Origin of the sequence: Streptococcus rupicaprae, from assembly GCF_040545225.1 — a bacterium.
Taxonomy (GTDB): domain Bacteria; phylum Bacillota; class Bacilli; order Lactobacillales; family Streptococcaceae; genus Streptococcus; species Streptococcus rupicaprae.
In genome coordinates, this window is the sequence record NZ_JBEPLO010000019.1 from 32,009 (window position 1) to 55,013 (window position 23,005).

Consider the following 23,005-nt stretch of genomic DNA (forward strand, 5'->3'; position numbering starts at 1 on the left):
AAAGTCTCATTCTTGTCAAGAGAAGCTGCGAGGCAGAGTGGGATCAATAGGATAACCTGTTAATTGTCACCTTATAGATGAGACGGGCTAGGTTTTAGGCACTAGTATAGAGAAAATGAAAGGAACTAATATGAACATCATTCCATATGATTCTAAGTACGAGAAGTCTTGGTTATATACCAAGGCGCTGAGTCATTTGTTTTCCCCATTTTTTGATGACATGTCTCGGGTTAAGGAAGAAATGAATACAGAGGTCTATGAAGACCAGTTGGATTTAATAGCAGTTGAAGGCGAACAGGTCTTGGGCCTACTTTGCATTAGCATTTACAAACCAGAATATAGCCGTAGCTATGCTTATTATCCCTGCGAGAAGGTCGCTTATTTTGAGAATCTAGCCGTTCATCCTGATTATCAAAATCAAGGCATTGCGTCAAAGCTTTGGGAGGTGGCAGATGCTTGGTTAAAAGAGCAAGAAGTCCAAGCCTTGGCTATCTTTACTCGGGATGGTGATGCTGCCAATCACCTCTATCAAAAGTGGGGAGGCCAGTTGGTTGCCGAAGACTACCTAGTGGTTGGGACACCTAAGGACCAGGAAGGATTTACCTTTGAGGTGTTAAGGGAAGAAAAACGTCTCAAGTTTTCAAGAGATGGGAAGGAAATCCCTTATTACCAACGGGAAGGGACTTATATCGTCTCGCAAAAGGAAAATCTAGAATTGTTTGATATTGATGCTGTCTGTCATGAGAAAACCTATATTAAGGTTTATGAAGCTCCTAATTATTAAAAGGGACTTTTGAAAATTCTAAGAATAGATTTTATTGAATTCTCTTGCAAGCTAGAAATCTTACTGATAAATTAGTGTAGTGATTTATGGAGAGGCTTTCTAGTCATTTTTGGCTTTGGGACTAGAATGTTTGGTTTTTAGGAAAATATTTGGATAAAACTCTCAAAAAGTTTGACAGCAACTCTGTTTGAACTTATAATGTTAGTCAATCATCAGAGAGATTTTAGAATTTTTTTAAAATATCAATTCCGAATATTCCGACACAGAATAGATGATTAAATTAAATAAGGAGATCTAGTATGGTATATCGAGACTTGGAACATTTATTAGAAGAGAATAGAGTTTTTTACCATTTTTCCCAGATTTCTAAGATTCCTAGACCTAGTTTCTTGGAAAAAGCAGTGAGTGATTATCTCTTTAATTGGGCAAAGGATAACCACTTGGAGGTTGTTCAAGATGAGAAATTCAATCTTCTGATTCGGAAACCAGCCAGTCCAGGTTATGGTGCTAAGCGTCCGATTATCCTTCAAGCCCATCTTGATATGGTTTGTGAAAAAGCTTCAGGTCATTCCCATGACTTCGAAATGGATCCGCTCCATTTGCAGTTGGATGAGGATATTCTTTCGACTGGTGGGCGAACAACACTTGGAGCCGACAATGGTATTGGGATTGCGATTGCCATGGCTATACTGGAAGATGAAGCCCTTGCTCACCCTCCTTTGGATGTTATTTTAACAACAGCTGAAGAAGAAGATATGAGCGGTGCTCTAGCCGTTGAACCATCCTGGTTTAGGACCAGCCGCATTATCAATCTCGATCATGCTAAAGATGACGAGATTGTCTTGGGAAGTAGTGGAGGTAAGGGTTGCGAGTTATCTATTGAGGCTAGCTTTAATCAACCGACTTCAGGTTTGGTTAGCTATCGCTTGACAGTTGACGGACTGACTGGCGGTCATTCAGGAGAGGACATTGATAAGGGACGAGCTCACGCGATTATGTTAATCGGGAGATTACTAGATGATTTACGGAGTCAATTTGATTTTGAAGTCGCAGATCCCAAAGGAGGAAATTTCCGTCTGGCCATTCCACGAGAGGCAACAGTAACTCTGGTTTTTGATCCTAAGGATTTGGAGGATATACGTGCTAAGATTGAAGCATTCAGAGAACAGATTAAAAAAGTCTACGAGGAAAGTGATCCTAACTTGGCTATGGACTTAGAAGCTGTCGCAATGCCAGAACGTATATTGTCTAAGGAAACTAGCCATCAGTTGATCGATGTGATTATGCTTTATCCAAATGGTATTTCGGATATGATCGGTTCACTAGGTGGAGTCGAGAGCTCTTGTAATCTAGGTGAGCTTTACTTGAAAGAGGGCCAGCTGATGTTTGTAGGGGAAATCAGATCGTCCTCGCCGGCCAATCGTCAGTTTATTTATCAGCAGATTTCGGTAATGGCTAAACGTATTGGCGGAAAGGTACGAGAGTTTGCAGCTTATCCAAGTTGGATTTATTGGCCACAATCAGAGCTTCGGTCTGTTGCCGAAAAAGTTTATCAAACGTTATTTGGGGATCAGATAAAGGCCTTAGTTCTCCATGCTGGCCTAGAATGTGGCTGCTTCTCTGATAAGATTGAGAATATGGAGGCCATTTCGATAGGCCCTAACAACAAGGATTTGCATGCTCCGACTGAACGACTCAGTGTCTCGTCTACGGATAAAATTTACCGTTACTTATTAGCGATTTTAAAACAATTAGATTAATTATTGGAGGAGGTGCTCTTATGCATCCAGCTATAGCATTTTTTACCTTAATGACTTTTTTGGCCATCGGTGAAGTGATTTCTGTTAAAACCAAAGCTATCGTCCCGTCGATTCTCATCTTTTTAATGCTTTTACTGGGATTGGTTTGGAGTGGACTTCTGCCGAAGGATGTGATAACTCTAGCAGGTTTTTCGGATGCTCTGACAGATGTGATCATGGTTATCATCGTAGTAAACATGGGGAGTTCGCTAAGTTTGTCTTCTCTTATTAAGGAGTGGAAAACAGTTTTAATTGGTATAGGGGCTATCATTGGGATTGCTGCGGTGGTCCTGCCTCTAGGAACATTGATTTATGGTTGGCAGACCGCTGTGACTGCAGCTCCACCAATTGCAGGAGGTTTTGTGGCCTCGTTTGAAATGTCACGTGCGGCTCTTGAAAAAGGTTTGCCACTCATGTCAACGATTGCTTTACTTCTCTTGGCTTTGCAAGAATTTCCTGTCTATTTCATTTTACCAAGCTTGCTAAGGTCTGAGGTTAACAGACGTCTAGAGTTATTCAGAAGCGGTAGGGGGCGACTCGATTTGTCTGCCAGTGAGGATAAGATTAAGCGCATTTTTCCGCCTATTCCAGAGAAATACTTGGATACAGCAACTTACCTAGCTCTCCTTGGATTAGTTGGTTTTATTGCGGTCCTAACGTCAGAATTGTCTGGTATGGTGTTTAGGAGTTTTGGAACAAACTTTAAAATTTCAGCAACTATTTTCGCCCTGCTGTACGGGATCCTTGCGGGTGAGATTGGTCTTTTAGAACGCAAATCCTTGCAAAAGGCCAATACCTTTGGTTTCTTCGTTGTTGCCTCACTCGTTGGTGTCATGGGAGGTTTGGTAAATAGCTCTGTTGAAGAAATTTTATCTTTGATTGTACCGATGATTGTCTTGATTGGCTTGGGAATTATCGGGATGGCCATTGGAGGAATTGTCGTTGGAAAAATGCTCAAGGTCAACTGGAAACTCTCGTTTGCTATTTCTTTAAACTGTCTAATCGGTTTTCCTGTTAATTTCCTGCTCTCCAATGAAGCTATCAATGTCTTGGCTGAGACAGAGGAAGAAAAGGAATATTTGACAAACACCTTGGTCCCGACCATGCTGGTTGGAGGCTTTACGACCGTTACGCTAGGTTCGGTCCTTTTCGCAGGGATTCTGACGAATTTTCTTTAAGAAGTGACAACTCTAAATGGACTGACAAAAGACCTATCAAACAAGTAGGTCTCAAGATAATCGCAACCTTGTCAAAAGATATTGGAACTGCGTTTTTACGGAGTGTTGAATAGAATCACCAGTGAAGCAACAAACAGGGAACTGTTGTTGTTTCTTTTTTTATTTCTTTGGGAGAATGAGGGATTTGGACTGAGGTCCCGATACTTTTACTTGGTGGATAATATACTAAAGTTGTCAGAACCGAGCCGGCTTGACTGACAGAGTGAGTTTCTGTTGCAACAAAGATAATCATATTTAGAATTTTTATTTGATAGGAAAGTTATGGTTTCGTTTTTCAAGCATTCTGATTCTCAAAAGTCAATTTTAATGAATAAAACCCGAATTTTAATGATGAAATCTTGAATTAATTCGGTTTTTTCTTTATAATAGAAAGGCATGAGTAAAACTCGCAGGTGAGATTCCTGCCATGTTTGATCGAGAAAGGACGGAAGTAGCTGCGCAGCTATTTCCAGGAGTAGACGTATGACATCTGTTGTTGTTGTTGGGACCCAGTGGGGGGATGAAGGCAAGGGGAAAATCACGGATTTCCTTTCGGCCAATGCGGAAGTGATCGCGCGTTATCAAGGCGGAGACAATGCTGGCCACACCATTGTTATTGATGGTTTCAAGTACAAGTTGCATCTGATTCCGTCGGGGATCTTCTTTCCGGAGAAGATTTCGGTGATTGGTAACGGCATGGTGGTCAATCCGAAGTCTTTGGTTAAGGAATTGGCTTACTTGCATGAAAACGGTGTGAGCACGGATAACCTGCGGATTTCTGACCGTGCCCATGTCATCTTGCCTTACCATATCAAGCTGGACCAGCTTCTGGAAGAGGCCAAGGGCGATAACAAGATCGGAACGACCATCAAGGGCATTGGCCCTGCCTATATGGATAAGGCGGCGCGTGTCGGGATTCGGATTGCCGACCTTTTGGACCGTAACATCTTCGCAGAGCGCCTGCGGATTAACCTGGCGGATAAAAACCGTCAATTCACTAAGCTCTATGAGTCAGATGAAATCAGCTTTGAAGAAATTTTTGAAGAATACTATGCCTACGGCCAGCAAATTAAGCAGTATGTGACCGATACGTCTGTCATTTTGAATGATGCGCTTGACCAAGGCAAACGGGTCCTCTTTGAAGGGGCCCAAGGGGTCATGTTGGATATTGACCAGGGAACTTACCCGTTTGTGACTTCTTCTAACCCAGTGGCTGGTGGGGTGACCATCGGTTCGGGTGTGGGTCCGAGCAAGATTGATAAGGTGGTTGGGGTCTGCAAGGCCTACACCAGCCGTGTTGGAGATGGGCCGTTCCCAACGGAGTTGTTCGATGAGATTGGTGATCGCATCCGAGAAGTCGGCAAGGAATATGGCACTACAACGGGTCGTCCACGCCGTGTTGGCTGGTTTGACTCCGTTGTCATGCGTCACAGTCGCCGTGTGTCAGGGATCACCAACCTCTGCCTTAACTCAATCGATGTCTTGTCAGGTCTTGAAACCCTTAAGATCTGTGTGGCCTACGACCTCGATGGGGAGCGGATTGACTACTATCCAGCCAGCCTTGAACAGCTCAAGCGCTGCAAGCCCATCTACGAAGAGCTGCCGGGCTGGTCTGAGGATATCACTGGGGCGCGAAGCCTTGATGACCTGCCTGAAAATGCCCGCAACTATGTCCGTCGGATCAGCGAGTTGACAGGCATTCGGATTTCGACCTTCTCGGTTGGCCCAGGCCGCGAGCAGACCAATATTTTGGAGTCTGTATGGTCTAGTTAAGCAACTTTGTCAAAAGTTTTTGAAGAGACTTAGTCATAACTGTTTAAAAAATCTTAGAATCGACATCTCGATATGTGATTCTAAGGTTTTTCTGATTCCAGTAGTGTCGCTCCTTTTTTGGAGTCTTAATTGATAATACTCTTTCAAAATCAAAATTAGATAGAATGAGTGATGGGCATATGTCCCTGTTACGTACCTTGGATATCGTAGGTGTCTTTTCGCTTCAATGCGACATGTGAAAAAGTAACTCATGGATACTTATTTTAGTACAAATCGAGTATCAAGTTAAATCGTCTAATTTTGATTTTAATTCAGTATAAAATGCTTATGCGCTCAAACCTTGAAATCAAAGACAAATGGAAATGCATTGATTTCTTGACAAGCAAGGGTGGGAGTGATAGACTAGATTGGACAAAGAGATGTTATCTTAAAGATTTAGAAAAGAGGTAGAGGAGTTTGCGTTTCAAACGTCAAGAAAGTCGGGCGATTCAACAGTTTATCTTGGGTGGATTAGCGCTCATTTGTGCAGGTCTTTTATACTTGGCAACGATTAAGCAGATATCTGAGTCTCAATTGCCAGCACCAAAACCGGTCGCTAAAACGGAGACAACAACCACAACGACTACAAGTAGTCAAACGGAAACATCATCGGAAACCACCACGACCCAGTCGTCGACGGAAATCCAGACAGAAACCAGTCAGGTCATTTATCAACCTCCAGTGACAGAGGCTCCTGTCACGGTCATTGTGCCAGCACCAGAAGTTCCAGTGGAGACGATCGTCGAGCAACCGATAGTACCGGCAGAACCAGAAGCTCCTGTTGAGGGAACAGTAGAGTAGAAAATATCTCAAAAAGTCTGAGTTCGATAAGCAGAGCTTCAGGCTTTTTTTGATGTGAGAGGCCATTAACTAAAAAACGCTGGCAAATTGACTTTGACTCGATTTAAGAAACAATCACACTTCCTTTTCTCATTTATGAGATGACACGGGCAAAAGGCATAGCGACTGTTGCAAGTAAATCAAAATACTCAGAGGTGTTTAAAAGTTCGGGTAATTTTTTTGGAGGGAATAGATAACAACAGCAATCCTATTAAGGTCAACTGACAGGAATCACTCGCTTTATTCCTTCTACCATGAAGATATGTCGATTTGAGAAAAGGTCACAATCTTTCTAATTACCTCAAATAAAGGGATAGCAGCTGTCAAGATTTGTGATATAATAAGGACTATGAGAATTGTATCTGGTAATTATGGGGGACGTCCCTTAAAGACCTTGGATGGTAAAACAACCAGGCCGACCTCGGATAAGGTGAGAGGCGCCATGTTCAATATGATTGGCCCCTACTTTGATGGCGGGCGGGTCTTGGACCTCTACGCTGGTAGCGGTGGTTTAGCCATCGAGGCAGTCTCTCGTGGCATGTCTCAGGCTGTTTTAGTCGAGAGAGACCGCAAGGCCCAAGCCATTATCGAAGCGAATATTGCCATGACAAGGGAAAAAGAGAAGTTCCAGCTTCTTAAGATGGAGGCCAACCAGGCTCTGGCTAGTCTGGAAGGTTCTTTTGATTTGGTTTTTTTGGATCCTCCCTATGCCAAAGAGGAGATTGTAAAAACCATTGAACTCTTGGAAGAAGGTCATCTGCTGAAGGAGGATGTCATGGTGGTCTGTGAGACAGACCAGGCTGTTGACCTGCCGGAGGAGATTGCTGGTTTGGGGATCTGGAAGCAAAAGCAGTATGGGATTTCCAAGGTGACTGTCTACATTTATTGATGGAGGCCTTATGCAAGTTTGGCTCATTTATGTCTTGTTTTTCTTGGTTTTGTTGGTCTTGCTTTACCTCCTGTGGCGACTGAATCGCTTGGAAGGTTTGCTCAGACGTTACAAGTGTAAGAACCAAGAAGGCGTCGGTGCCTTATCTAGGACGAGAAATCAGTTCTTTTTGCTTCTGGCCTTGATTCAGTTGCTCTACACGATGCTGGATTGGCAGCAAAATGGCCTGCAAACCGCTGATATTTACCGAGCGCTTCTATTGATTGGTCTACCTATGTATCTCTACTTTAGTCAGGACCGTGAGGATTAGAGAATGACTGTTTTAGATAATATGACGCTTTTGTTTTTAGCGGTAGTCCTCTGTTATAGCTTTTATCTCATTCATGGACAGGTGACAGGGAAATTTCCTAAGCCTCGATTCAAATGGAGCAGTCTGCTTTTTTTGGTGATCGCTGGGGGTTATCTTGTAGATGGGGTAACTTCTGGTTTTAGCTGGAAGATAGTTGCTAGAATCATTCTTAACGTTCTTTTTATGTATTTCATTTCAAGCAATCCGAGAGAAAGGAGATAGGTAGATGACCAGAAAAATTGGCCTTTTCACAGGCTCTTTTGATCCCGTGACTCTGGGGCACATGGATATTATTGAACGCGCCAGCCAGCTCTTTGACCAGCTTTGGGTCGGTGTCTTTTACAATCGCCATAAAAATGGCCTGGTTCCCATTGACCAGCGAGTAGAGTGGTTGAAGCAGTTGACCGCTCACCTTGGTAATGTTGAAGTGCTTGCTTCTACGGAGGAGTTGGTCGTCGAGGTGGCCAGGCGTCATCAGGTGACCCATCTGGTGCGTGGCCTGCGGGGGAGTCAGGATTTGGAGTATGAAGCGAGTTTTGATTTTTACAACCGCAATTTGGCGCCAGAACTTGAGACAATCTACCTGCTCGCCAAGCCAGAGTATAAGTATGTTAGTTCCAGTGGCGTGAGAGAATTATTGGCCTTTGAGGCGGATTTTTCAGCTTATGTCCCTGCCCTTGTTCAGAAAGAATTGGAGAAACAACGTGACCACTAAAGCCTTGACCAGCCGTCAAAAAGAACGGCGTATCATCATCAGTCTTGTCATTCTGCTTGCAACCCTGCTTGCTGCTTTTACGGTGCCTCTGCCATACTACGTTGAAAGTCCTGGGGGAGCTGAGGATGTCCGCCATGTTTTAACAGTGGATGGGGAGGAAGATCAGGCAGAAGGGTCCTATAATTTCACTTATATCACGATGGCGCCTGCTACCTTGGCCAGCCTTGTCTATGCTTGGGCAACGCCATTTACGGATATTTACAGCAAGGCCGAAGTGACCGGTGGGGCCAGCAATGATGACTTTATGCGAATCAACAACTTCTATATGCAAAGTTCGCAGCACATGGCTGAATACCAGGCCTTGACTCTGGCCGGTGAGGAGATCACCTTGGATTATCTGGGGGTCTATGTCCTACAAGTCATGGAAAATTCGACCTTCCAAGGGATTTTGAACATCGCGGATACAGTGACAGCCGTTAATGGCAAGACCTTCCAGTCGTCGGCGGAGCTGATTGACTATGTCTCCCAGCAAGAGCTTGAAAGCGATGTTGAAGTGACCTTTGAGTCCGATGGCCTGACCAGGACTGAAAAAGGCCAGATTATCAAGTTGGATAATGGAAAAAATGGAATTGGCATTGGTCTGACAGACCATACCGAGGTTTCCAGTTCCCATGATGTTGAGTTTATGACAGCTGGTATCGGTGGGCCGTCTGCTGGCCTCATGTTTACCCTCAGCATCTATACCCAGCTGGCTGACCCTGACCTGCGCGATGGTCGCATGATTGCAGGATCTGGTACCATCGAAAAAGATGGCAGGGTTGGCGATATCGGTGGTATTGATAAAAAGGTTGTTTCGGCGGCCAATAGCGGAGCAGAGATCTTTTTTGCACCAGACAACCCTATTGACAAGGAGATTTTGAAGGTCCACCCTGATGCCAAAACCAACTATGAAGAAGCCCTTGCAGCAGCTAAGACCATCAAGACAGACATGACAATCGTTCCCGTCAAGACTGTTCAAGATGCAATCGACTACCTGAAAAATAACTAATTCATCAAAAACTCAACTGGCAATGAGGGACAGGAGCTTGGGGAACCGAGGGCAACCTGTCCCTTTTGCCTATTCTTAGCGTTTGATACTCAAAGAAAATCAATCTAGCCTAGTAAAGGAAGCTGAGGACAGAACTGGTGTTCATCGAAGCCAGTTGACAAGGACTATCTTTGATTTTCAAAGCGTATGAGGAGAAGTTGTCGGAGTCGCTAGTGTATCAAGGGCTGAGCAGATACAGCTATTGGCCTCTTCCTATGCGCTCTGGCCTGCCCATCTGCCTTGGTCAGTTTTGATGTTTTTGAAGATCAGGTTAAAGTGTCTGACAATTCACCAAAAACAGAAGATCTTCTCCCCAAGAGCTGAAAATGTAGTATAATAAGAGGTGAAAGACAGAAAGGGATATTATGAAAAAAGACATCACTCCGGAAATGTACAACTACAATAAGTTTCCAGGGCCAAGATTTGAAAGAACCTTTGACCGTATCCAGGCAGAAGGGATTGACCTGCTTTTAGTTGACAATTACAAGGAAGCCTTTGACCTCACGGCCTTTGAACAGCGGTTTACCACCTTTATGCTTAAGTTTGATTACATTGTCGGCGATTGGGGCAATGAGCAGCTGCGCCTGAAGGGGTTTTATAGGGATGATAAGACCACTAAGCTTGAGTTGAAAATTAGCCGTCTGGAAGATTATCTTTTGGAGTACTGCAACTATGGTTGTGCTTACTTTGTCCTAGAAAATCCTCATCCGCAGGAGCCTTTAAAAGAAGACGAACAGGATCCAAGAGGTAACCGCCGTCGCCGCAAGCCGCGTTCAAACCGTCAAAATCAGTTTTCGGCTGCACGGTCTGACCGGTCCAATCAAGGAGCCGGCAAGGCTCAGTTGAACCAGGTAGAATCAGGGCAGACGAAAAGGTCTCGTCGCCGTCGGTCCAATCAGTCCCAGCCAGACAAACGCAACTTTGAGATCAAAACAGAAAAAACACGGCCAGAGAAGAAACCAGCCAAAACGAGTTCTCAATCGACCAAACGCGACTTTGTCATTCGCCAGAAATAAGGCAGGATTGACAGTCGGATCGGGCAAATAAGAGCGATTGAAAGATGGCTCAGTTCTTTGGGCTTGATCTAAAAGCAGCAAAGGATGAAAAGCTAACTAAACAGAGGAAAATTATGGAAATGAAACCATCTATTTATGGCTTGACCCGCCAGCAACTGCTGGACTGGGTCCTTGAACAGGGAGACAAAAAGTTTCGGGCAGACCAGATTTGGGACTGGCTCTACACCAAGCGCGTGCAGAGCTTTGCGGAGATGTCCAATTTATCCAAGGCATTGCTGGAGCGTTTGGAAGCCGCTTTTGTGCTCAATCCCCTAAAGCAGCGGATCGTTCAGGAATCAGCGGATGGAACGGTCAAGTACCTGTTTGAATTGCCAGACGGCATGTTGATTGAGACCGTCTTGATGCGCCAGCACTACGGCTTGTCTGTCTGTGTGACCACCCAGGTCGGTTGCAATATTGGCTGTACTTTTTGTGCTTCAGGCTTGATTAAAAAGCAAAGAGATTTGAATGCAGGAGAAATTGTATCCCAAATCATGCTGGTCCAAAAATACTTTGACGACCGTGGCCTAGGAGAGCGGGTCAGCCACGTGGTGGTTATGGGGATTGGTGAGCCTTTTGACAATTATAAGAACGTCCTAAACTTCCTCAGGACCATCAACGATGACAAGGGCTTGGCCATCGGAGCCAGACACATCACTGTCTCCACCTCAGGCTTGGCGCACAAGATCAAGGAGTTTGCCAATGAGGGCATCCAGGTCAATCTGGCGGTTTCTCTGCATGCTCCCAACAATGACTTGCGCAGTTCCATTATGAAAATCAACAGGGCCTTTCCTTTAGAAAAGCTCTTTGAGGCCATTGATTACTATATCAAGACGACCAATCGTCGTGTAACCTTTGAGTACATTATGCTTAATCAGGTCAACGACGGCATTGAGCAGGCCAAGGAACTGGCTGGACTTTTGAAGGATATCAAAAAGCTCAGTTATGTTAACCTGATCCCTTACAATCCTGTCACGGAGCATGATCAGTACAGCAGAAGTCCTAGAGAGCGGGTGATGGCTTTCTATGACACCCTCAAGAAAAATGGCATCAACTGTGTCATCCGCCAGGAGCATGGAACCGATATTGATGCGGCCTGTGGGCAATTGAGGTCCAACACCATGAAGAAGGATGCTGCTAAAGCGGCAGTTGTAACATCCTAATGTGGGCTAAGATCTTTGCTAAGGTCTTTGACCGACAGTTGGAACCCACACCACTGGGACGAAAATTCCTTCAATTACTGGTAGGAGCTTATGTACTGGTTTTGATAGCCATGTGTTTTACGCCCCAGCACCTCATGCCCCAGTACAAGGACGTCATGACGCCAGGCATTATTCAAGTTGGCCGGGTCTACCTTCTTATAATTCCCTTAAATAGCTTTGTTAACGCAAGACAGATCGCGACTTGGAGTGACTTTTTCCTGATTTTACTGCAAAATTTAGCCAATGTCTTGCTCTTAACACCCCTGGTCTTTTGCTGTTTGCTTCTTTTTCCAAAATGGCGGAGCCTTAAGCGGGCCTTACTCTACAGCTTTTTCATGAGCTTGGGGATCGAGTTGACCCAGGTCTTCTTAGATGTGGCTATCGATGCAGGTCGGGTCTTTGAAATGGATGATCTCTGGACCAACAGCCTTGGAGGAGGGATCGCTTATTGGACCTACCGTGCCATCTCCAAGGAGAGGTTTAAAAAGGAAAGGAGCTGACATGAAAGGATCGCAAAGGCTAATCAGCTCCACCCTCATCCTGTATCTGCTGGTGCTCACCTGGTTGGTCCTCTTTAAATTTGCCTTGACTCCTTATGAATTACCCCAGATGCGGTCGCTAAACCTGACTCCCTTTGCACAGTCACAAAACTGGGATGGCAGTCTACACATCAAGGAAATTGTGGCCAATGTTTTGGTCTTTATGCCCTTCGGCTTGTTAATCAGACGGCACCAACCAGGCTGGTCGGTTGAGCGAATTTTAGGGCTGGGCCTTGGTTTGAGTCTCTTGCTAGAAAGCCTGCAGTACCTTTTGGCCACTGGAGCCAGCGATATAACAGATCTTTTGACTAATGGCTTTGGCGTTCTAATGGGGGGTGGCTTCTATGGGGTACTGACCTGGCTGTTGCCCCCTAAGTGCCTTTGGTTAATTGAGGGACTTATGCTTGCTGTATGTCTGATGACTGTCTTCCTCGTATTCTACTTAAAATCTCAAGGAAGTTGGATTTGGCATTATCTCTAGATAAAATAGAAACCTCAGCAGTGTGTTTGATGACACAAACTGCTGAGATTTTTAATTTAATATAGACTAAGGGATAAGATAATAAAAAAGGCTACGGTCAAAAAGGGGATAAAAGGAATGCTGCTTCGCGTCTGCCGAAGAAGGCAGTAGCTGATGCCTGTCAAGCAAGCGATTTGAAGCATCCAGAGAAAGGCCTGATAGGGAAGAACGAGGCTGAGGCTGGCCATAAAGAGAAAATCCCCTGACCCCATAGGAATTTTTCCCAGCTGGGCGAGGCTGGCCAAGAGGAGGCAAATGGCCGTTATCATTGACCATGGAAGCAATAGGCTGGTCAGTACAAAGAAGGCCAGCCAGACCATCAAGGGATAGGTTTGGGTTTTGCTGTCGTAAATAGCCAGGACAAGGCCGGTGTAAGCAACGGCTAATTGACCAAGAGATAGGAAGCCTTGGCTGGTCCATACACAAAGCAGGCCGCAAACCAGTTCCAATAGGCAGTACCAAGGCGTCACTTTAGCCTGGCAATAGCGGCAACGAAAACGATTGAGCAACTGAGACACAATGGGGACTAAGTCCCGCCAGGAAAGAGGCCTTTTGCATTGGTCGCAGTGGCTGGCCGGAAACAGAATAGAGGCCTCCGGGAAACGGTCGATGACCAGTCCAAAAAAGGAACCGAGACTCGCACCTAAGCAAAAAAATAAGAAATCCTTCATACCTGTTTATTCGAATTTCTCTGGTGATATTTCTGAAATTTTGCAACTTTTCTCATCTTGGTTTGAAACCTTTGCGAGGCATTTTAGAAAGCGATATAATAAAATTAATCAAAAAAGAAAAGGAGACGAATGATGGGAAATATTAAAGACTTGTTGACGACGAAAGAGGTTTTAAACCAGTCGGTCGCGGATCTCTCTAAGGCCCATAGCATCCTGCACCAAATTCACTGGTATATGCGAGGGCCAGGTTTTCTGGTCTACCATCCTAAGATGGACGACTACATGGAAGAGTTGGACGGCTACCTTGATGAATTGAGCGAGCGTTTGATTGTCTTGGGCGGTGCTCCGTTTTCAACCTTGAAGGAGTTTGATGAGCAGTCTAATTTGACCGAAGTCAAGGGGGATTACACTCGTTCCATGACGGAGAATCTGGAACGTGTTGTCCAAGTGTTCCGCTATCTGGTAGACTTGTTCCAAAAAGGTCTAGACATCACAGATCAGGAAGGCGATGACGTGACCAATGGCCTTTACGCAGACGCTAAGGGTTCCCTTGAAAAGCACATCTGGATTCTGCAAGCAGAACTAGGCCAGGCACCGAATTTATGAGTTTGATTTGCAGCGACATTGAGAGAGTGGGATAGAAATCGGCCATCGGCAAGAATTCGATTTCTACTCACTCTTTCGTTCTCAGATTCGGGCTGAAATGGACTCTCCTTGCACCTTTTTGATACTGACTCCGTCAGCTCTATTTCCACCTTCCAACGTTCCCTTGGCCCTTTTTGACACTGACTCCGTCAGCTCTATTTCCACCTTCCAACGTTCCCTTGGCCCTTTTTGACACTGACTCCGTCAGCTCTATTTCCACCTTCCAAAGGTCCCCTGGCCCTTTTTGACACTGACTCCGTCAGCTCTATTTCCACCTTCCAAAGGTCCCCCGGACCTTTGGAACTATGCAGGAGCAAGTCTAAAACAAGCAAAGCCAGCATTGCTTCTTTCGGTTTCTAGGAGACAACTTTGACAGCCTAATTCTGGGCTGCCCGAGCTCCCAACCACTGCGTCTTGCTCAACAATTCAAAACCGATTGAGAGGTCAGTACAGAGTCCCAGCCTCTTTTTCAATGCCCTGTCGTACCTTGTGGAAGGATGTTGGGTCTCCTTTTTAAATGATAAGGGTGATTTGTGGTATACTAAAAGAAAAGCGTTAGGATGAAAAGAATGCGTGCAAGTACAAAAGGGACCCTTATCACATTAGCGGCAGGAGTTGCCTGGGGGCTATCAGGAGTTAGTGGTCAATTTCTATTAGAGAATGGGATCTCTGTGGAGTTAATTACGGTGCTCAGGCTCTTGATTTCTGGACTAGTCTTATCAAGCCTAGCTCTCTTAAGACAGCCAGAAGCTTTCAAAAAAGCTATAAGGGACAAGCAATCCATGTTCCTCATCTTAGTTTTTGGTATTGTGGGCTTGGTCCTTAATCAGCTCTCTTATCTGACAGCTATTGAGCATAGTAATGCTGGTACAGCGACGGTTCTTCAGTACCTTTGCCCGATCATTGTGCTTGCCTACACTTGTCTAAAGGAGCGAAAGCTTCCGACGGGTGTCGAATTGGCTTCCATGGCCCTTGCTTTGATGGGGACCTTTTTGATTGCGACCCATGGGAAAATGACAGAGCTGGCAGTGACACCGCTTGGTCTTTTTTGGGGGATTTTTTCAGCCTTCACCTACACGGCCTATATTATCCTCCCCATGAAGGCTATTAAGGCCTATGGCAGTTTAACCGTTATTGGCCTTGGCATGTTGATGGGGGGAGTGTTGCTCGGTCTTTTCTATCAAGTTTGGACCTATAGTTTGCCGTTGACAGGGAAGAATCTCTTGGGACTCTTTGGTATTGTGGGGATTGGGACCATCTTTGCCTACACAGTCTTTTTGGAGGGAGTCAGCAGAATAGGTTCTGTCAAAGGGAGCCTGCTTGCCTCGATTGAGCCGGTAGCTTCCGTCTTTTTTGCAGTTGTTTTGATCAAAGAAGTCTTCTATCCCATTGATTTGTTTGGGATGCTTCTGATTCTTTTGGCTGTAGGCTTAATATCTTACCGAGATTTGATGGTGGCGAAGAAGTCTAAATTCCAAGAGTAAAACCAGTCGGTTAAAGCGAACTGCGAATGTCTGCTATTAGTCAACATCTGTTGTGATTCTGCATGGAAAAAGACTTATCAGACATTACTAGCACCGTAAGCACCTAGCCTTATCAGTACCGGATTGACTGTGAGTATCCCCCTGCAAGTTCTGGAAGGCGCTTGCTTGAAAATAAAGCGTCTTTTTGGTAGAATACAACTATGAAGACCTACTACGATGTCCAGCAACTGCTCAAGCGTTTTGGAATCTTGATTTATATGGGAAATCGCCTCTACGATATAGAGATGAGTCAGGTGGAACTCAAAAAAGTCTATGAAAATGGCCTCATTTCAGAGCAGAAATACTTACAGGCAGAGCTAGTTCTACGGCAGGAGCACAGGCAGGAACTTGCCTATCGTAATAGAAAAAAGGAGAACCTCAGTGAATAGTTTTTGGATTTTAATCTTATCGTTAGCTCTGTTTGCGGCCTATATTGGCTACCGTTACTGGCGTTTGCGTCAGGCGGCGACCCTTCTTGAAAATGAAGATTTTGCTCAGATGATGCGCAGCGGTCAGTTGATTGACCTTAGGGAAGTAGGTGCCTTTCAGCGCAAGCATATTTTGGGCGCACGCAACATCCCCTATTCTCAATTGAAGAACAGCCTGAGCGCCTTGAGAAAGGACAAGCCTGTCTTGATTTATGAAAATCTTCGAGGCAGTGCTGTGACCAATGCAGCCTTTCTGCTCAAAAAGCATGGCTTTTCAGAAGTTTATATCCTTAGCTACGGATTGGATAATTGGGACGGCAAAGTAAAAGAGAGTAAGATACAGTAATCAGAAGTGAGGCAGGTTCGTCTGTTATGGACAAGCGATCTTGCCCACTTTTTTGTGTTTAAAGGGGGCTAGGTATTTTGTGAGTAGAATAGTTATTAGGCTCTCAAAAACGTTAGTATTCTAAAACTGATTTTTCAATGGGGTGAGTAGATGGAAGATTAGCCAGCTCTGCTATTTTCCAAAGAAAAGCCTGAAAACATTTACAATGGGTGGCTTTAGCAATTTGCTGAAGTTTGTGCTATACTGAATAGTTGAAAGAATTTAAAAGTAAAAAAGAGGACACATGACTAATTTAAGAACTGATATCCGTAACATTGCTATCATTGCCCACGTTGACCATGGGAAAACGACCTTGGTTGACGAGTTGCTCAAGCAGTCGCAGACTCTGGATGCGCGTGCGGAGCTGGCAGAGCGTGCCATGGATTCTAACGATATCGAAAAAGAGCGTGGCATCACTATTTTAGCGAAAAACACAGCTGTTGCTTATAATGATGTTCGCATCAACATCATGGACACACCGGGGCACTCGGACTTCGGTGGTGAGGTTGAGCGGATCATGAAAATGGTTGACGGGGTTGTCCTGGTGGTGGATGCCTACGAGGGAACCATGCCACAGACCCGTTTTGTCTTGAAAAAGGCGCTTGAACAAGATTTGATTCCGATCGTGGTGGTTAACAAGATCGACAAGCCATCTGCCCGCCCAGCAGAAGTGGTGGATGAGGTGCTTGAACTCTTCATTGAACTCGGTGCAGATGATGACCAGCTGGACTTCCCGGTGGTTTACGCATCAGCCATCAACGGGACAACCTCGCTTTCTGATGACCCAGCTGACCAAGAGAAGACCATGAGTCACCTCTTTGACACCATCATTGACCATATTCCAGCACCGGTTGACAATTCGGACGAGCCGCTTCAGTTCCAAGTCTCCCTGCTTGATTACAATGACTTTGTGGGCCGTATCGGTATCGGTCGGGTCTTCCGCGGTACTATCAAGGTCGGTGACCAAGTGACCTTATCAAAGCTTGATGGGACGACCAAAAACTTCCGCGTGACGAAACTCTTTGGTTTCTTTGGACTTGAACGTAAGGAGATTCAAGAAGCCAAGGCTGGTGATTTGATCGCTGTTTCTGGTATGGAAGATATCTTTGTAGGAGAAACAGTGACACCGACTGATGCAGTTGAGGCTCTGCCAGTCTTACGCATTGACGAACCAACCTTGCAAATGACTTTCTTGGTTAACAATTCACCATTTGCAGGTCGTGAAGGTAAATGGGTGACCTCACGGAAATTGGAAGAGCGCCTCTTAGCTGAGTTGCAAACGGACGTATCCCTGCGTGTTGAGAATACGGACTCTCCGGATAAGTGGATCGTGTCAGGGCGCGGCGAATTGCATTTGTCAATTTTGATTGAAACCATGCGTCGTGAAGGGTATGAACTTCAGGTATCTCGCCCAGAAGTCATCGTTAAGGAGATTGACGGTGTTAAGTGCGAGCCATTTGAGCGAGTTCAAATCGATACACCAGAGGAGTACCAGGGAGCAGTGATTCAGTCCTTATCTGAACGTAAGGGGGATATGCTGGACATGCAGATGGTCGGTAACGGTCAAACCCGTCTGGTCTTCTTAGTGCCAGCGCGTGGCTTGATCGGCTATTCGACAGAATTTCTGTCAATGACCCGTGGTTATGGGATTATGAACCACACCTTTGACCAGTATCTGCCAGTTATCCCAGGGGAAATTGGTGGCCGTCATCGTGGGGCCCTAGTTTCTATTGACCAAGGGAAGGCGACGACTTACTCGATCATGCGGATTGAGGAGCGTGGGACTATCTTTGTCAATCCAGGGACAGAAGTTTACGAAGGCATGATTATCGGGGAAAATTCCCGCGATAATGATTTGACCGTTAATATCACGACAGCTAAGGCTATGACTAACGTGCGTTCAGCGACCAAGGACCAGACAGCCGTTATCAAGACACCGCGTATCTTGACGCTTGAAGAGTCGCTTGAATTCCTCAATGACGACGAGTACATGGAAGTCACGCCAGAATCCATCCGCCTACGTAAGCAAATCCTAGATAAGGCTGGTCGTGACAAGGCCAACAAATATAAAAAATTAGCAGACTAATTAAGAAGAACAATACTGAGAAAGGGGAGTCATGTTTTATCTGATTTTAGCGATTTTGCTGATCATCTTTTACGTATTTGCAGCGCCAAAAGCTATCAAAGGAACCCTGAATGTCATGCTCCTCGTTTTTGGAATTGTCCTCTTATTTGTGCTAATTTTATTAGCCATTATCAGTCTGACCAAGTCCTCAAGGGAATTTTGGGTCGGAAGTCTTCTGACTTTTTTAGGCCTCTGGGCCTTGGTAGATTTAGAACGGCTGTGATGGACGATGGGAAGGGAAAGGGCTTCCTAACTCAAGAAAAAACAACAGTATCAACTAATATACTCCCATATAGTGGACAGCGAAAAAAAGATATTCACTGGAAACTATAAGAGGAGTTTTTGTATGCTAAAAACAAGATTTGATGGAATACTGTATCTATAAAATTATTGAATGAAGTAAGGATAAGAATCGTTTTTCAAAATGACATTAAACCAAAACCAAAAATAGATGATAGCATAGCAACAGGATCAATAAATTCACGGATGCTAATTTTAAAGAGTTAAACGCAGCTTTAAAAAACAAATTATGGGCATATCATCGTCGGCTTCAAGTCATTCTGCTGTGTTCGGAAGGGCCTATCCTTCCAAAAACTTGGGGATTTGACTGGTTATGTGCCTCATACCGTCGAAAATTAGGTGGCTAACTATTTCAAAGAACCTCTCTCTGCTATTATTAAATAACCCCGTGGTGGCAGGCACCTTAGCCATTTAACGGCTGAATAAGAGTAGGCTTTTTTCAAGAAACTTTTAGACCGTTCACTGGATGCAGGCGAGATAGTGATCACAACGCTTCGCTTTGAGGCCCATCAAGAAGAAATCGCATGTCAACCCATCTAGGCTCTCTTGAAGCGCCACGGTTGTGGTAAACTAACCCCACGTCCAGAACCTCCCAAGACAGCAGATGCTTAAACAATCGCTGCGTCTAAACGTAAAATCCTTATTCAAGAAGTAGAGGTTACTGATAGCTTCAAAAAGTCCTTCAATCTCTACATTCCATATTGAAATCAATTGCTAATCGCCTTTTCAAGTAAAACAAGGAAATGGCGCAATGCAAAAACAGAGATTTACAGTTATTGTGAATCTCTATTTTTGTGGGCGGAGAAAACGTTTAGCTTAGCATCTTTTAGACTCTTTCAAAATCAAAAATAGGAAGTATAGATGGTTTGTTTACTGGAACGTAGCCTGTCTATCCCTATCGCCACTACGTTTCCTAGCTCTATAGCGTGCTTCTATAGTAGCCCTGTGGACGACTGAAGAGGGTTTTGGCTAATTGTGGCCTTTGGAAATCAAGCGATACTATTTTCTTTGAGAGTCAGTTGGTAATGTCCCTGATTTATCTATTTTTGAATTTTATTTAACGTTAGATGTCCGATAGAGAAAGTAGCATACCAAATTCGAGTTTTTGAAGGGGATTGTCTATATTTTTTTTCGAGAGACTGGCTTATACTGAATATGTCAAGCGAAATAAGTTAGAAAGGAGTTACGAATGGGAACCTCACTTGTCTTCATGTTTTCAGTTTTTGTAGCTGGGATCTTATCTTTCTTTTCTCCCTGCATCTTTCCGCTTTTGCTCGTCTATCTGGGGATTTTGCTGGATGAGAGCAAGGATCGAACAGTTTCCCTCTTTGGTTTTTCTATTAACTGGTACAGCTTGCTCAAGACCGTAGCCTTTATGGCTGGTTTGTCTTCTGTTTTTCTGTTACTAGGTTTTGGTGCAGCCAGTCTGGGAAGTCTGTTCAACAGCCCAACTTTCAGAGTGGTCATGGGGCTGATCATTATTGTTCTTGGGCTCCACCAGATGGAATGGATTAACATTGCTGGCCTGCAAAAACAGAAACAGCTTCGCTTTAATTTCCAAACTAAAAATGGTGTCTTGTCAGCATTTTTATTGGGCTTAACCTTTAGCTTTGGCTGGACCCCTTGTGTTGGTCCTGTGCTAGGCTCTGTTCTAGGATTGGCTGCTTCAGGAGGAGGCAGTTCGGTACAAGGGGGGCTTTTGCTTCTGGTTTATACACTGGGTTTGTCTTTGCCATTTCTACTCATCACTTTGTCAAGCTCTGCCCTTGTCAAACAGTTTAAAAAACTAAAACCACACATGGTCACCATGAAAAAGGTCGGTGGGGCTTTGATTATCCTAATGGGAATTATCCTTGTTTTAGGAAAGGTCGATGCCATTACTGTATTTTTCGAAACAATTTTTAACTAACTATTTTACATAAAGGAGTACATATATCATGAAAAAATTACAAACAGTCGCTATCTTACTTGCTTGCGGTCCTTTCTTAGCAGCTTGCTCACCCCAGCCTAAATCTGATAATAAAAAGACAGACGAGTCCTCTATGATGGAGAAAAAGGACAAGATGTCCGACGACAAAATGAAAGATGACAACATGTCAGATGATAACATGAAAGACGACAAGATGTCTGATGACAAGATGGAAGGCGACAAAATGTCCGATGACAACATGAAAGATGATAAGATGTCAGACGACAAGATGTCAGATGGAGAAAAGAAGTAAGGGAGGACATTTATGAAAAAACTCCAACTACTGACAATCGCTTTATCTTGTACAGGCTTGTTAGCAGCCTGCTCTACGCAAACAAAAACAGATGATCAAAAGGCAGAAACAGCTAAAATGGCAGACAAACAAGATAATCAACAGATGAATGATGGCAAAGAAGCGTCCGATTTTAGTTTGATGGGTGTGGATGGAAAAACCTATACCTTGTCAGATTTTAAGGGGAAAAAAGTTTATCTCAAGTTTTGGGCATCATGGTGTCCTATCTGCTTAGCTGGATTAGAAGAAGTCGATGGCTTAGCCAAGGATGCACCGGCAGACACTGTCATTCTCTCAGTTGTTTCTCCTAATAAAAAAGGCGAACAATCAGAAGAAGAGTTTAAGAAATGGTACAAAGAACTTGGGCACAAGAACTTGCCTGTTCTCCTGGACCCAAGTGGAAAACTGATTGAAGAATACGGCGTTCGTGTCTATCCGACCTCGGCATTCATTGGGAGCGATGGTGTTATGGCAAAGGTGATGCCTGGTCATATGGAGAAAGCAGATATTGTTAAAACGCTTGAAACGATCAAATAATAAAGAAATGGAGGTCAGTGTATGCAACCTCAACTGAAATCATTTTTAGTAGGAGTGACTATTTTAGGGCTCATTGTCTTATCGGCTTTTATCTTTCTGAAGATGGGGTCAAAGACCGATAGTGAGAAGATGAGTACAGCTCCAACTGCCAAGCAAACAAGTACAGAACGTCAATTAAAGGATACGTCTAAGGTGGCCCCTGAAAATCTAAAGGAAATTTATCTGGCAGGAGGGTGCTTTTGGGGAGTGGAAGCCTACTTTGAACGGGTAGATGGAGTGGTAGATGTCACGGTTGGCTATGCTAATGGTAAGAGTGATACTACCAACTATCAGTTAATTGGACAGACAGGGCATGCAGAGACTGTTCACATTCAGTACGACAAGAGTGAAATCACTTTGCGTGACTTGCTCCTGCATTACTTCCGTATCATTGATCCAACAAGCAAAAACAAGCAAGGCAATGATGTCGGAAGTCAGTATCGAACAGGTATCTACTATACAGATAAAGAGGATGCGCCTATCATCAAACAAGCCTTGGACGAACTAAGTCAGAAATTTGACAAGCCTATCGTGGTTGAGAATGTACCACTTGATCACTATGTCTTAGCAGAAGACTATCATCAAGATTACCTCAAGAAAAATCCAAATGGCTACTGTCATATCAATGTCAATGATGCGGTTTATCCTGTCATCGATGAAAGTAAATATAAAAAACCAAGTGATGAAGAAATTAAGAAAAAATTAACCAAGGAAGAGTACGATGTCACCCAAAACAATGCTACAGAGAGAGCCTTCTCCAATCGTTATTGGGATCAGTTTGAAGATGGTATTTATGTGGATGTTGTGACAGGAGAACCCCTCTTTTCTTCTAAGGATAAGTTCGAATCAGGCTGTGGTTGGCCAAGTTTCTCTCGACCTATTAGCCCGGACGTCGCTCGTTATAAAGAAGATACAAGCTATAATATGACACGGACGGAAGTGCGGAGTCGCGTTGGGGATTCCCACCTAGGGCATGTCTTTACAGATGGACCAGAAGATAAGGGAGGTCTTCGCTACTGTATCAATAGCTTATCGATTAGATTTATCCCGAAAGCAGAGATGGAAGCTAAAGGATATGGTTACCTCCTAGCCTATGTCTAGTCTTTCTGTTATAATAAGGACAAAGCGAACAAAAGAAGGTGAAGACCATTTATTCTATACTGATAGTAGAAGACGAATACCTTGTTCGAGATGAGGGATAGTAAAATTCTTTATATTTTCCACATGATTTTTATGCTCTCAGCCTTTACACGGACTTTGTTTATCAATCCTCTAACCATTAT

General features: G+C 44.3%; 24 protein-coding genes. 23 read left to right on the forward strand and 1 reads right to left on the reverse strand.

Going from position 1 to position 23,005, the window contains the following annotated elements; translation table 11 throughout:
* The first annotated feature begins 130 nt into the window (after positions 1 to 130).
* From ABID29_RS08465 to ABID29_RS08525, 13 genes are all read left to right on the forward strand, one after another.
* Positions 131 to 784 (forward strand): GNAT family N-acetyltransferase, encoded by a 654-nt coding sequence (locus ABID29_RS08465; protein ID WP_354365722.1) that lies wholly within the window; start codon positions 131 to 133, stop codon positions 782 to 784.
* A 299-nt stretch (positions 785 to 1,083) separates the two neighbouring features.
* Positions 1,084 to 2,544, forward strand: coding sequence for a beta-Ala-His dipeptidase (gene pepD / locus ABID29_RS08470; RefSeq protein ID WP_354365723.1), 1,461 nt, complete (start codon positions 1,084 to 1,086; stop codon positions 2,542 to 2,544).
* Between the two features lie 20 nt (positions 2,545 to 2,564).
* A complete protein-coding gene (locus tag ABID29_RS08475; RefSeq protein WP_354365724.1) occupies positions 2,565 to 3,761 on the forward strand; it encodes a hypothetical protein in 1,197 nt (398 codons plus the stop codon).
* Between the two features lie 522 nt (positions 3,762 to 4,283).
* Positions 4,284 to 5,573, forward strand: a complete 1,290-nt coding sequence (locus ABID29_RS08480; RefSeq protein ID WP_354365725.1) for an adenylosuccinate synthase — start codon at positions 4,284 to 4,286, stop codon at positions 5,571 to 5,573.
* A 456-nt stretch (positions 5,574 to 6,029) separates the two neighbouring features.
* The gene (locus ABID29_RS08485) at positions 6,030 to 6,413 is read left to right on the forward strand and encodes a hypothetical protein (RefSeq protein WP_354365726.1); all 384 of its coding nucleotides are present in this window, start codon (positions 6,030 to 6,032) and stop codon (positions 6,411 to 6,413) included.
* A gap of 388 nt (positions 6,414 to 6,801) precedes the next feature.
* Positions 6,802 to 7,341 carry a 16S rRNA (guanine(966)-N(2))-methyltransferase RsmD gene (gene rsmD / locus ABID29_RS08490; RefSeq protein ID WP_354365727.1) on the forward strand — a complete coding sequence of 180 codons (540 nt, stop codon included), beginning with the start codon at positions 6,802 to 6,804 and terminating at the stop codon, positions 7,339 to 7,341.
* Between the two features lie 10 nt (positions 7,342 to 7,351).
* Positions 7,352 to 7,651: a hypothetical protein gene (locus ABID29_RS08495; RefSeq protein ID WP_354365728.1), complete on the forward strand. Its 300-nt coding sequence runs from the start codon at positions 7,352 to 7,354 to the stop codon at positions 7,649 to 7,651.
* A 265-nt stretch (positions 7,652 to 7,916) separates the two neighbouring features.
* Positions 7,917 to 8,405: a pantetheine-phosphate adenylyltransferase gene (gene coaD, locus ABID29_RS08500; RefSeq protein ID WP_354365729.1), complete on the forward strand. Its 489-nt coding sequence runs from the start codon at positions 7,917 to 7,919 to the stop codon at positions 8,403 to 8,405.
* Positions 8,395 to 9,453, forward strand: coding sequence for a SepM family pheromone-processing serine protease (locus ABID29_RS08505; protein WP_354365730.1), 1,059 nt, complete (start codon positions 8,395 to 8,397; stop codon positions 9,451 to 9,453). Before coaD ends, ABID29_RS08505 begins: the two co-directional genes overlap by 11 nt.
* Before the next feature lie 404 nt (positions 9,454 to 9,857).
* Positions 9,858 to 10,508: a YutD family protein gene (locus ABID29_RS08510; RefSeq protein ID WP_354365731.1), complete on the forward strand. Its 651-nt coding sequence runs from the start codon at positions 9,858 to 9,860 to the stop codon at positions 10,506 to 10,508.
* A gap of 119 nt (positions 10,509 to 10,627) precedes the next feature.
* Positions 10,628 to 11,710 (forward strand): dual-specificity RNA methyltransferase RlmN, encoded by a 1,083-nt coding sequence (gene rlmN, locus ABID29_RS08515; RefSeq protein WP_354365745.1) that lies wholly within the window; start codon positions 10,628 to 10,630, stop codon positions 11,708 to 11,710.
* Complete coding sequence (locus tag ABID29_RS08520) at positions 11,710 to 12,249, forward strand: VanZ family protein (protein WP_354365732.1); 540 nt, start codon at positions 11,710 to 11,712, stop codon at positions 12,247 to 12,249. The genes rlmN and ABID29_RS08520 overlap by 1 nt, the downstream gene beginning before the upstream one ends.
* A gap of 1 nt (position 12,250) precedes the next feature.
* Positions 12,251 to 12,769, forward strand: coding sequence for a VanZ family protein (locus ABID29_RS08525; protein ID WP_354365733.1), 519 nt, complete (start codon positions 12,251 to 12,253; stop codon positions 12,767 to 12,769).
* 56 nt (positions 12,770 to 12,825) lie between these two features.
* On the opposite strand, the gene ABID29_RS08530 is transcribed toward ABID29_RS08525, so the two are convergent.
* On the reverse strand, positions 12,826 to 13,479 hold the full coding sequence (locus ABID29_RS08530; protein WP_354365734.1) for a prepilin peptidase: 654 nt from the start codon (positions 13,477 to 13,479) through the stop codon (positions 12,826 to 12,828).
* Between the two features lie 132 nt (positions 13,480 to 13,611).
* On the opposite strand from ABID29_RS08530, the gene ABID29_RS08535 reads away from it, so the two are divergent.
* From ABID29_RS08535 to msrB, 10 genes are all read left to right on the forward strand, one after another.
* Positions 13,612 to 14,085, forward strand: coding sequence for a Dps family protein (locus tag ABID29_RS08535; RefSeq protein ID WP_354365735.1), 474 nt, complete (start codon positions 13,612 to 13,614; stop codon positions 14,083 to 14,085).
* A 608-nt stretch (positions 14,086 to 14,693) separates the two neighbouring features.
* Complete coding sequence (locus tag ABID29_RS08540) at positions 14,694 to 15,608, forward strand: DMT family transporter (protein ID WP_354365736.1); 915 nt, start codon at positions 14,694 to 14,696, stop codon at positions 15,606 to 15,608.
* Between the two features lie 200 nt (positions 15,609 to 15,808).
* A complete protein-coding gene (locus tag ABID29_RS08545) occupies positions 15,809 to 16,036 on the forward strand; it encodes a YqgQ family protein (RefSeq protein WP_354365737.1) in 228 nt (75 codons plus the stop codon).
* Positions 16,029 to 16,421 carry a rhodanese-like domain-containing protein gene (locus ABID29_RS08550; protein WP_354365738.1) on the forward strand — a complete coding sequence of 131 codons (393 nt, stop codon included), beginning with the start codon at positions 16,029 to 16,031 and terminating at the stop codon, positions 16,419 to 16,421. Before ABID29_RS08545 ends, ABID29_RS08550 begins: the two co-directional genes overlap by 8 nt.
* Positions 16,422 to 16,704: 283 nt before the next feature.
* Positions 16,705 to 18,546, forward strand: a complete 1,842-nt coding sequence (gene typA, locus ABID29_RS08555; RefSeq protein WP_354365739.1) for a translational GTPase TypA — start codon at positions 16,705 to 16,707, stop codon at positions 18,544 to 18,546.
* 31 nt (positions 18,547 to 18,577) lie between these two features.
* Positions 18,578 to 18,808, forward strand: a complete 231-nt coding sequence (locus ABID29_RS08560) for a DUF3165 family protein (protein WP_354365740.1) — start codon at positions 18,578 to 18,580, stop codon at positions 18,806 to 18,808.
* Positions 18,809 to 20,074: 1,266 nt separating this feature from the next.
* A complete protein-coding gene (gene ccdA2, locus ABID29_RS08565; protein ID WP_354365741.1) occupies positions 20,075 to 20,794 on the forward strand; it encodes a thiol-disulfide oxidoreductase-associated membrane protein CcdA2 in 720 nt (239 codons plus the stop codon).
* A gap of 28 nt (positions 20,795 to 20,822) precedes the next feature.
* Positions 20,823 to 21,107 carry a hypothetical protein gene (locus tag ABID29_RS08570; protein WP_354365742.1) on the forward strand — a complete coding sequence of 95 codons (285 nt, stop codon included), beginning with the start codon at positions 20,823 to 20,825 and terminating at the stop codon, positions 21,105 to 21,107.
* Positions 21,108 to 21,119: 12 nt separating this feature from the next.
* Positions 21,120 to 21,683, forward strand: a complete 564-nt coding sequence (locus tag ABID29_RS08575) for a redoxin family protein (RefSeq protein WP_354365743.1) — start codon at positions 21,120 to 21,122, stop codon at positions 21,681 to 21,683.
* 21 nt (positions 21,684 to 21,704) lie between these two features.
* Positions 21,705 to 22,823, forward strand: a complete 1,119-nt coding sequence (msrB, locus tag ABID29_RS08580) for a peptide-methionine (R)-S-oxide reductase MsrB (protein ID WP_354365744.1) — start codon at positions 21,705 to 21,707, stop codon at positions 22,821 to 22,823.
* The last annotated feature ends 182 nt before the right edge of the window (positions 22,824 to 23,005 follow it).

What these genes read in the sequence shown, in the direction of transcription:
- ABID29_RS08560 (WP_354365740.1), top strand. Translation starts at nt 18,578, where the DNA reads ATGTTTTATCTGATTTTAGCGATTTTGCTGATCATCTTTTACGTATTT.
- ABID29_RS08545 (WP_354365737.1), top strand. Translation starts at nt 15,809, where the DNA reads ATGAAGACCTACTACGATGTCCAGCAACTGCTCAAGCGTTTTGGAATC.
- msrB (WP_354365744.1), top strand. Translation starts at nt 21,705, where the DNA reads ATGCAACCTCAACTGAAATCATTTTTAGTAGGAGTGACTATTTTAGGG.
- ABID29_RS08510 (WP_354365731.1), top strand. Translation starts at nt 9,858, where the DNA reads ATGAAAAAAGACATCACTCCGGAAATGTACAACTACAATAAGTTTCCA.
- ccdA2 (WP_354365741.1), top strand. Translation starts at nt 20,075, where the DNA reads ATGGGAACCTCACTTGTCTTCATGTTTTCAGTTTTTGTAGCTGGGATC.
- coaD (WP_354365729.1), top strand. Translation starts at nt 7,917, where the DNA reads ATGACCAGAAAAATTGGCCTTTTCACAGGCTCTTTTGATCCCGTGACT.
- ABID29_RS08495 (WP_354365728.1), top strand. Translation starts at nt 7,352, where the DNA reads ATGCAAGTTTGGCTCATTTATGTCTTGTTTTTCTTGGTTTTGTTGGTC.
- ABID29_RS08535 (WP_354365735.1), top strand. Translation starts at nt 13,612, where the DNA reads ATGGGAAATATTAAAGACTTGTTGACGACGAAAGAGGTTTTAAACCAG.
- ABID29_RS08575 (WP_354365743.1), top strand. Translation starts at nt 21,120, where the DNA reads ATGAAAAAACTCCAACTACTGACAATCGCTTTATCTTGTACAGGCTTG.
- rlmN (WP_354365745.1), top strand. Translation starts at nt 10,628, where the DNA reads ATGAAACCATCTATTTATGGCTTGACCCGCCAGCAACTGCTGGACTGG.
- ABID29_RS08540 (WP_354365736.1), top strand. Translation starts at nt 14,694, where the DNA reads ATGCGTGCAAGTACAAAAGGGACCCTTATCACATTAGCGGCAGGAGTT.
- ABID29_RS08465 (WP_354365722.1), top strand. Translation starts at nt 131, where the DNA reads ATGAACATCATTCCATATGATTCTAAGTACGAGAAGTCTTGGTTATAT.
- pepD (WP_354365723.1), top strand. Translation starts at nt 1,084, where the DNA reads ATGGTATATCGAGACTTGGAACATTTATTAGAAGAGAATAGAGTTTTT.
- ABID29_RS08530 (WP_354365734.1), bottom strand. Translation starts at nt 13,479, where the DNA reads ATGAAGGATTTCTTATTTTTTTGCTTAGGTGCGAGTCTCGGTTCCTTT.
- rsmD (WP_354365727.1), top strand. Translation starts at nt 6,802, where the DNA reads ATGAGAATTGTATCTGGTAATTATGGGGGACGTCCCTTAAAGACCTTG.
- ABID29_RS08570 (WP_354365742.1), top strand. Translation starts at nt 20,823, where the DNA reads ATGAAAAAATTACAAACAGTCGCTATCTTACTTGCTTGCGGTCCTTTC.
- ABID29_RS08525 (WP_354365733.1), top strand. Translation starts at nt 12,251, where the DNA reads ATGAAAGGATCGCAAAGGCTAATCAGCTCCACCCTCATCCTGTATCTG.
- ABID29_RS08480 (WP_354365725.1), top strand. Translation starts at nt 4,284, where the DNA reads ATGACATCTGTTGTTGTTGTTGGGACCCAGTGGGGGGATGAAGGCAAG.
- typA (WP_354365739.1), top strand. Translation starts at nt 16,705, where the DNA reads ATGACTAATTTAAGAACTGATATCCGTAACATTGCTATCATTGCCCAC.
- ABID29_RS08475 (WP_354365724.1), top strand. Translation starts at nt 2,565, where the DNA reads ATGCATCCAGCTATAGCATTTTTTACCTTAATGACTTTTTTGGCCATC.
- ABID29_RS08520 (WP_354365732.1), top strand. Translation starts at nt 11,710, where the DNA reads ATGTGGGCTAAGATCTTTGCTAAGGTCTTTGACCGACAGTTGGAACCC.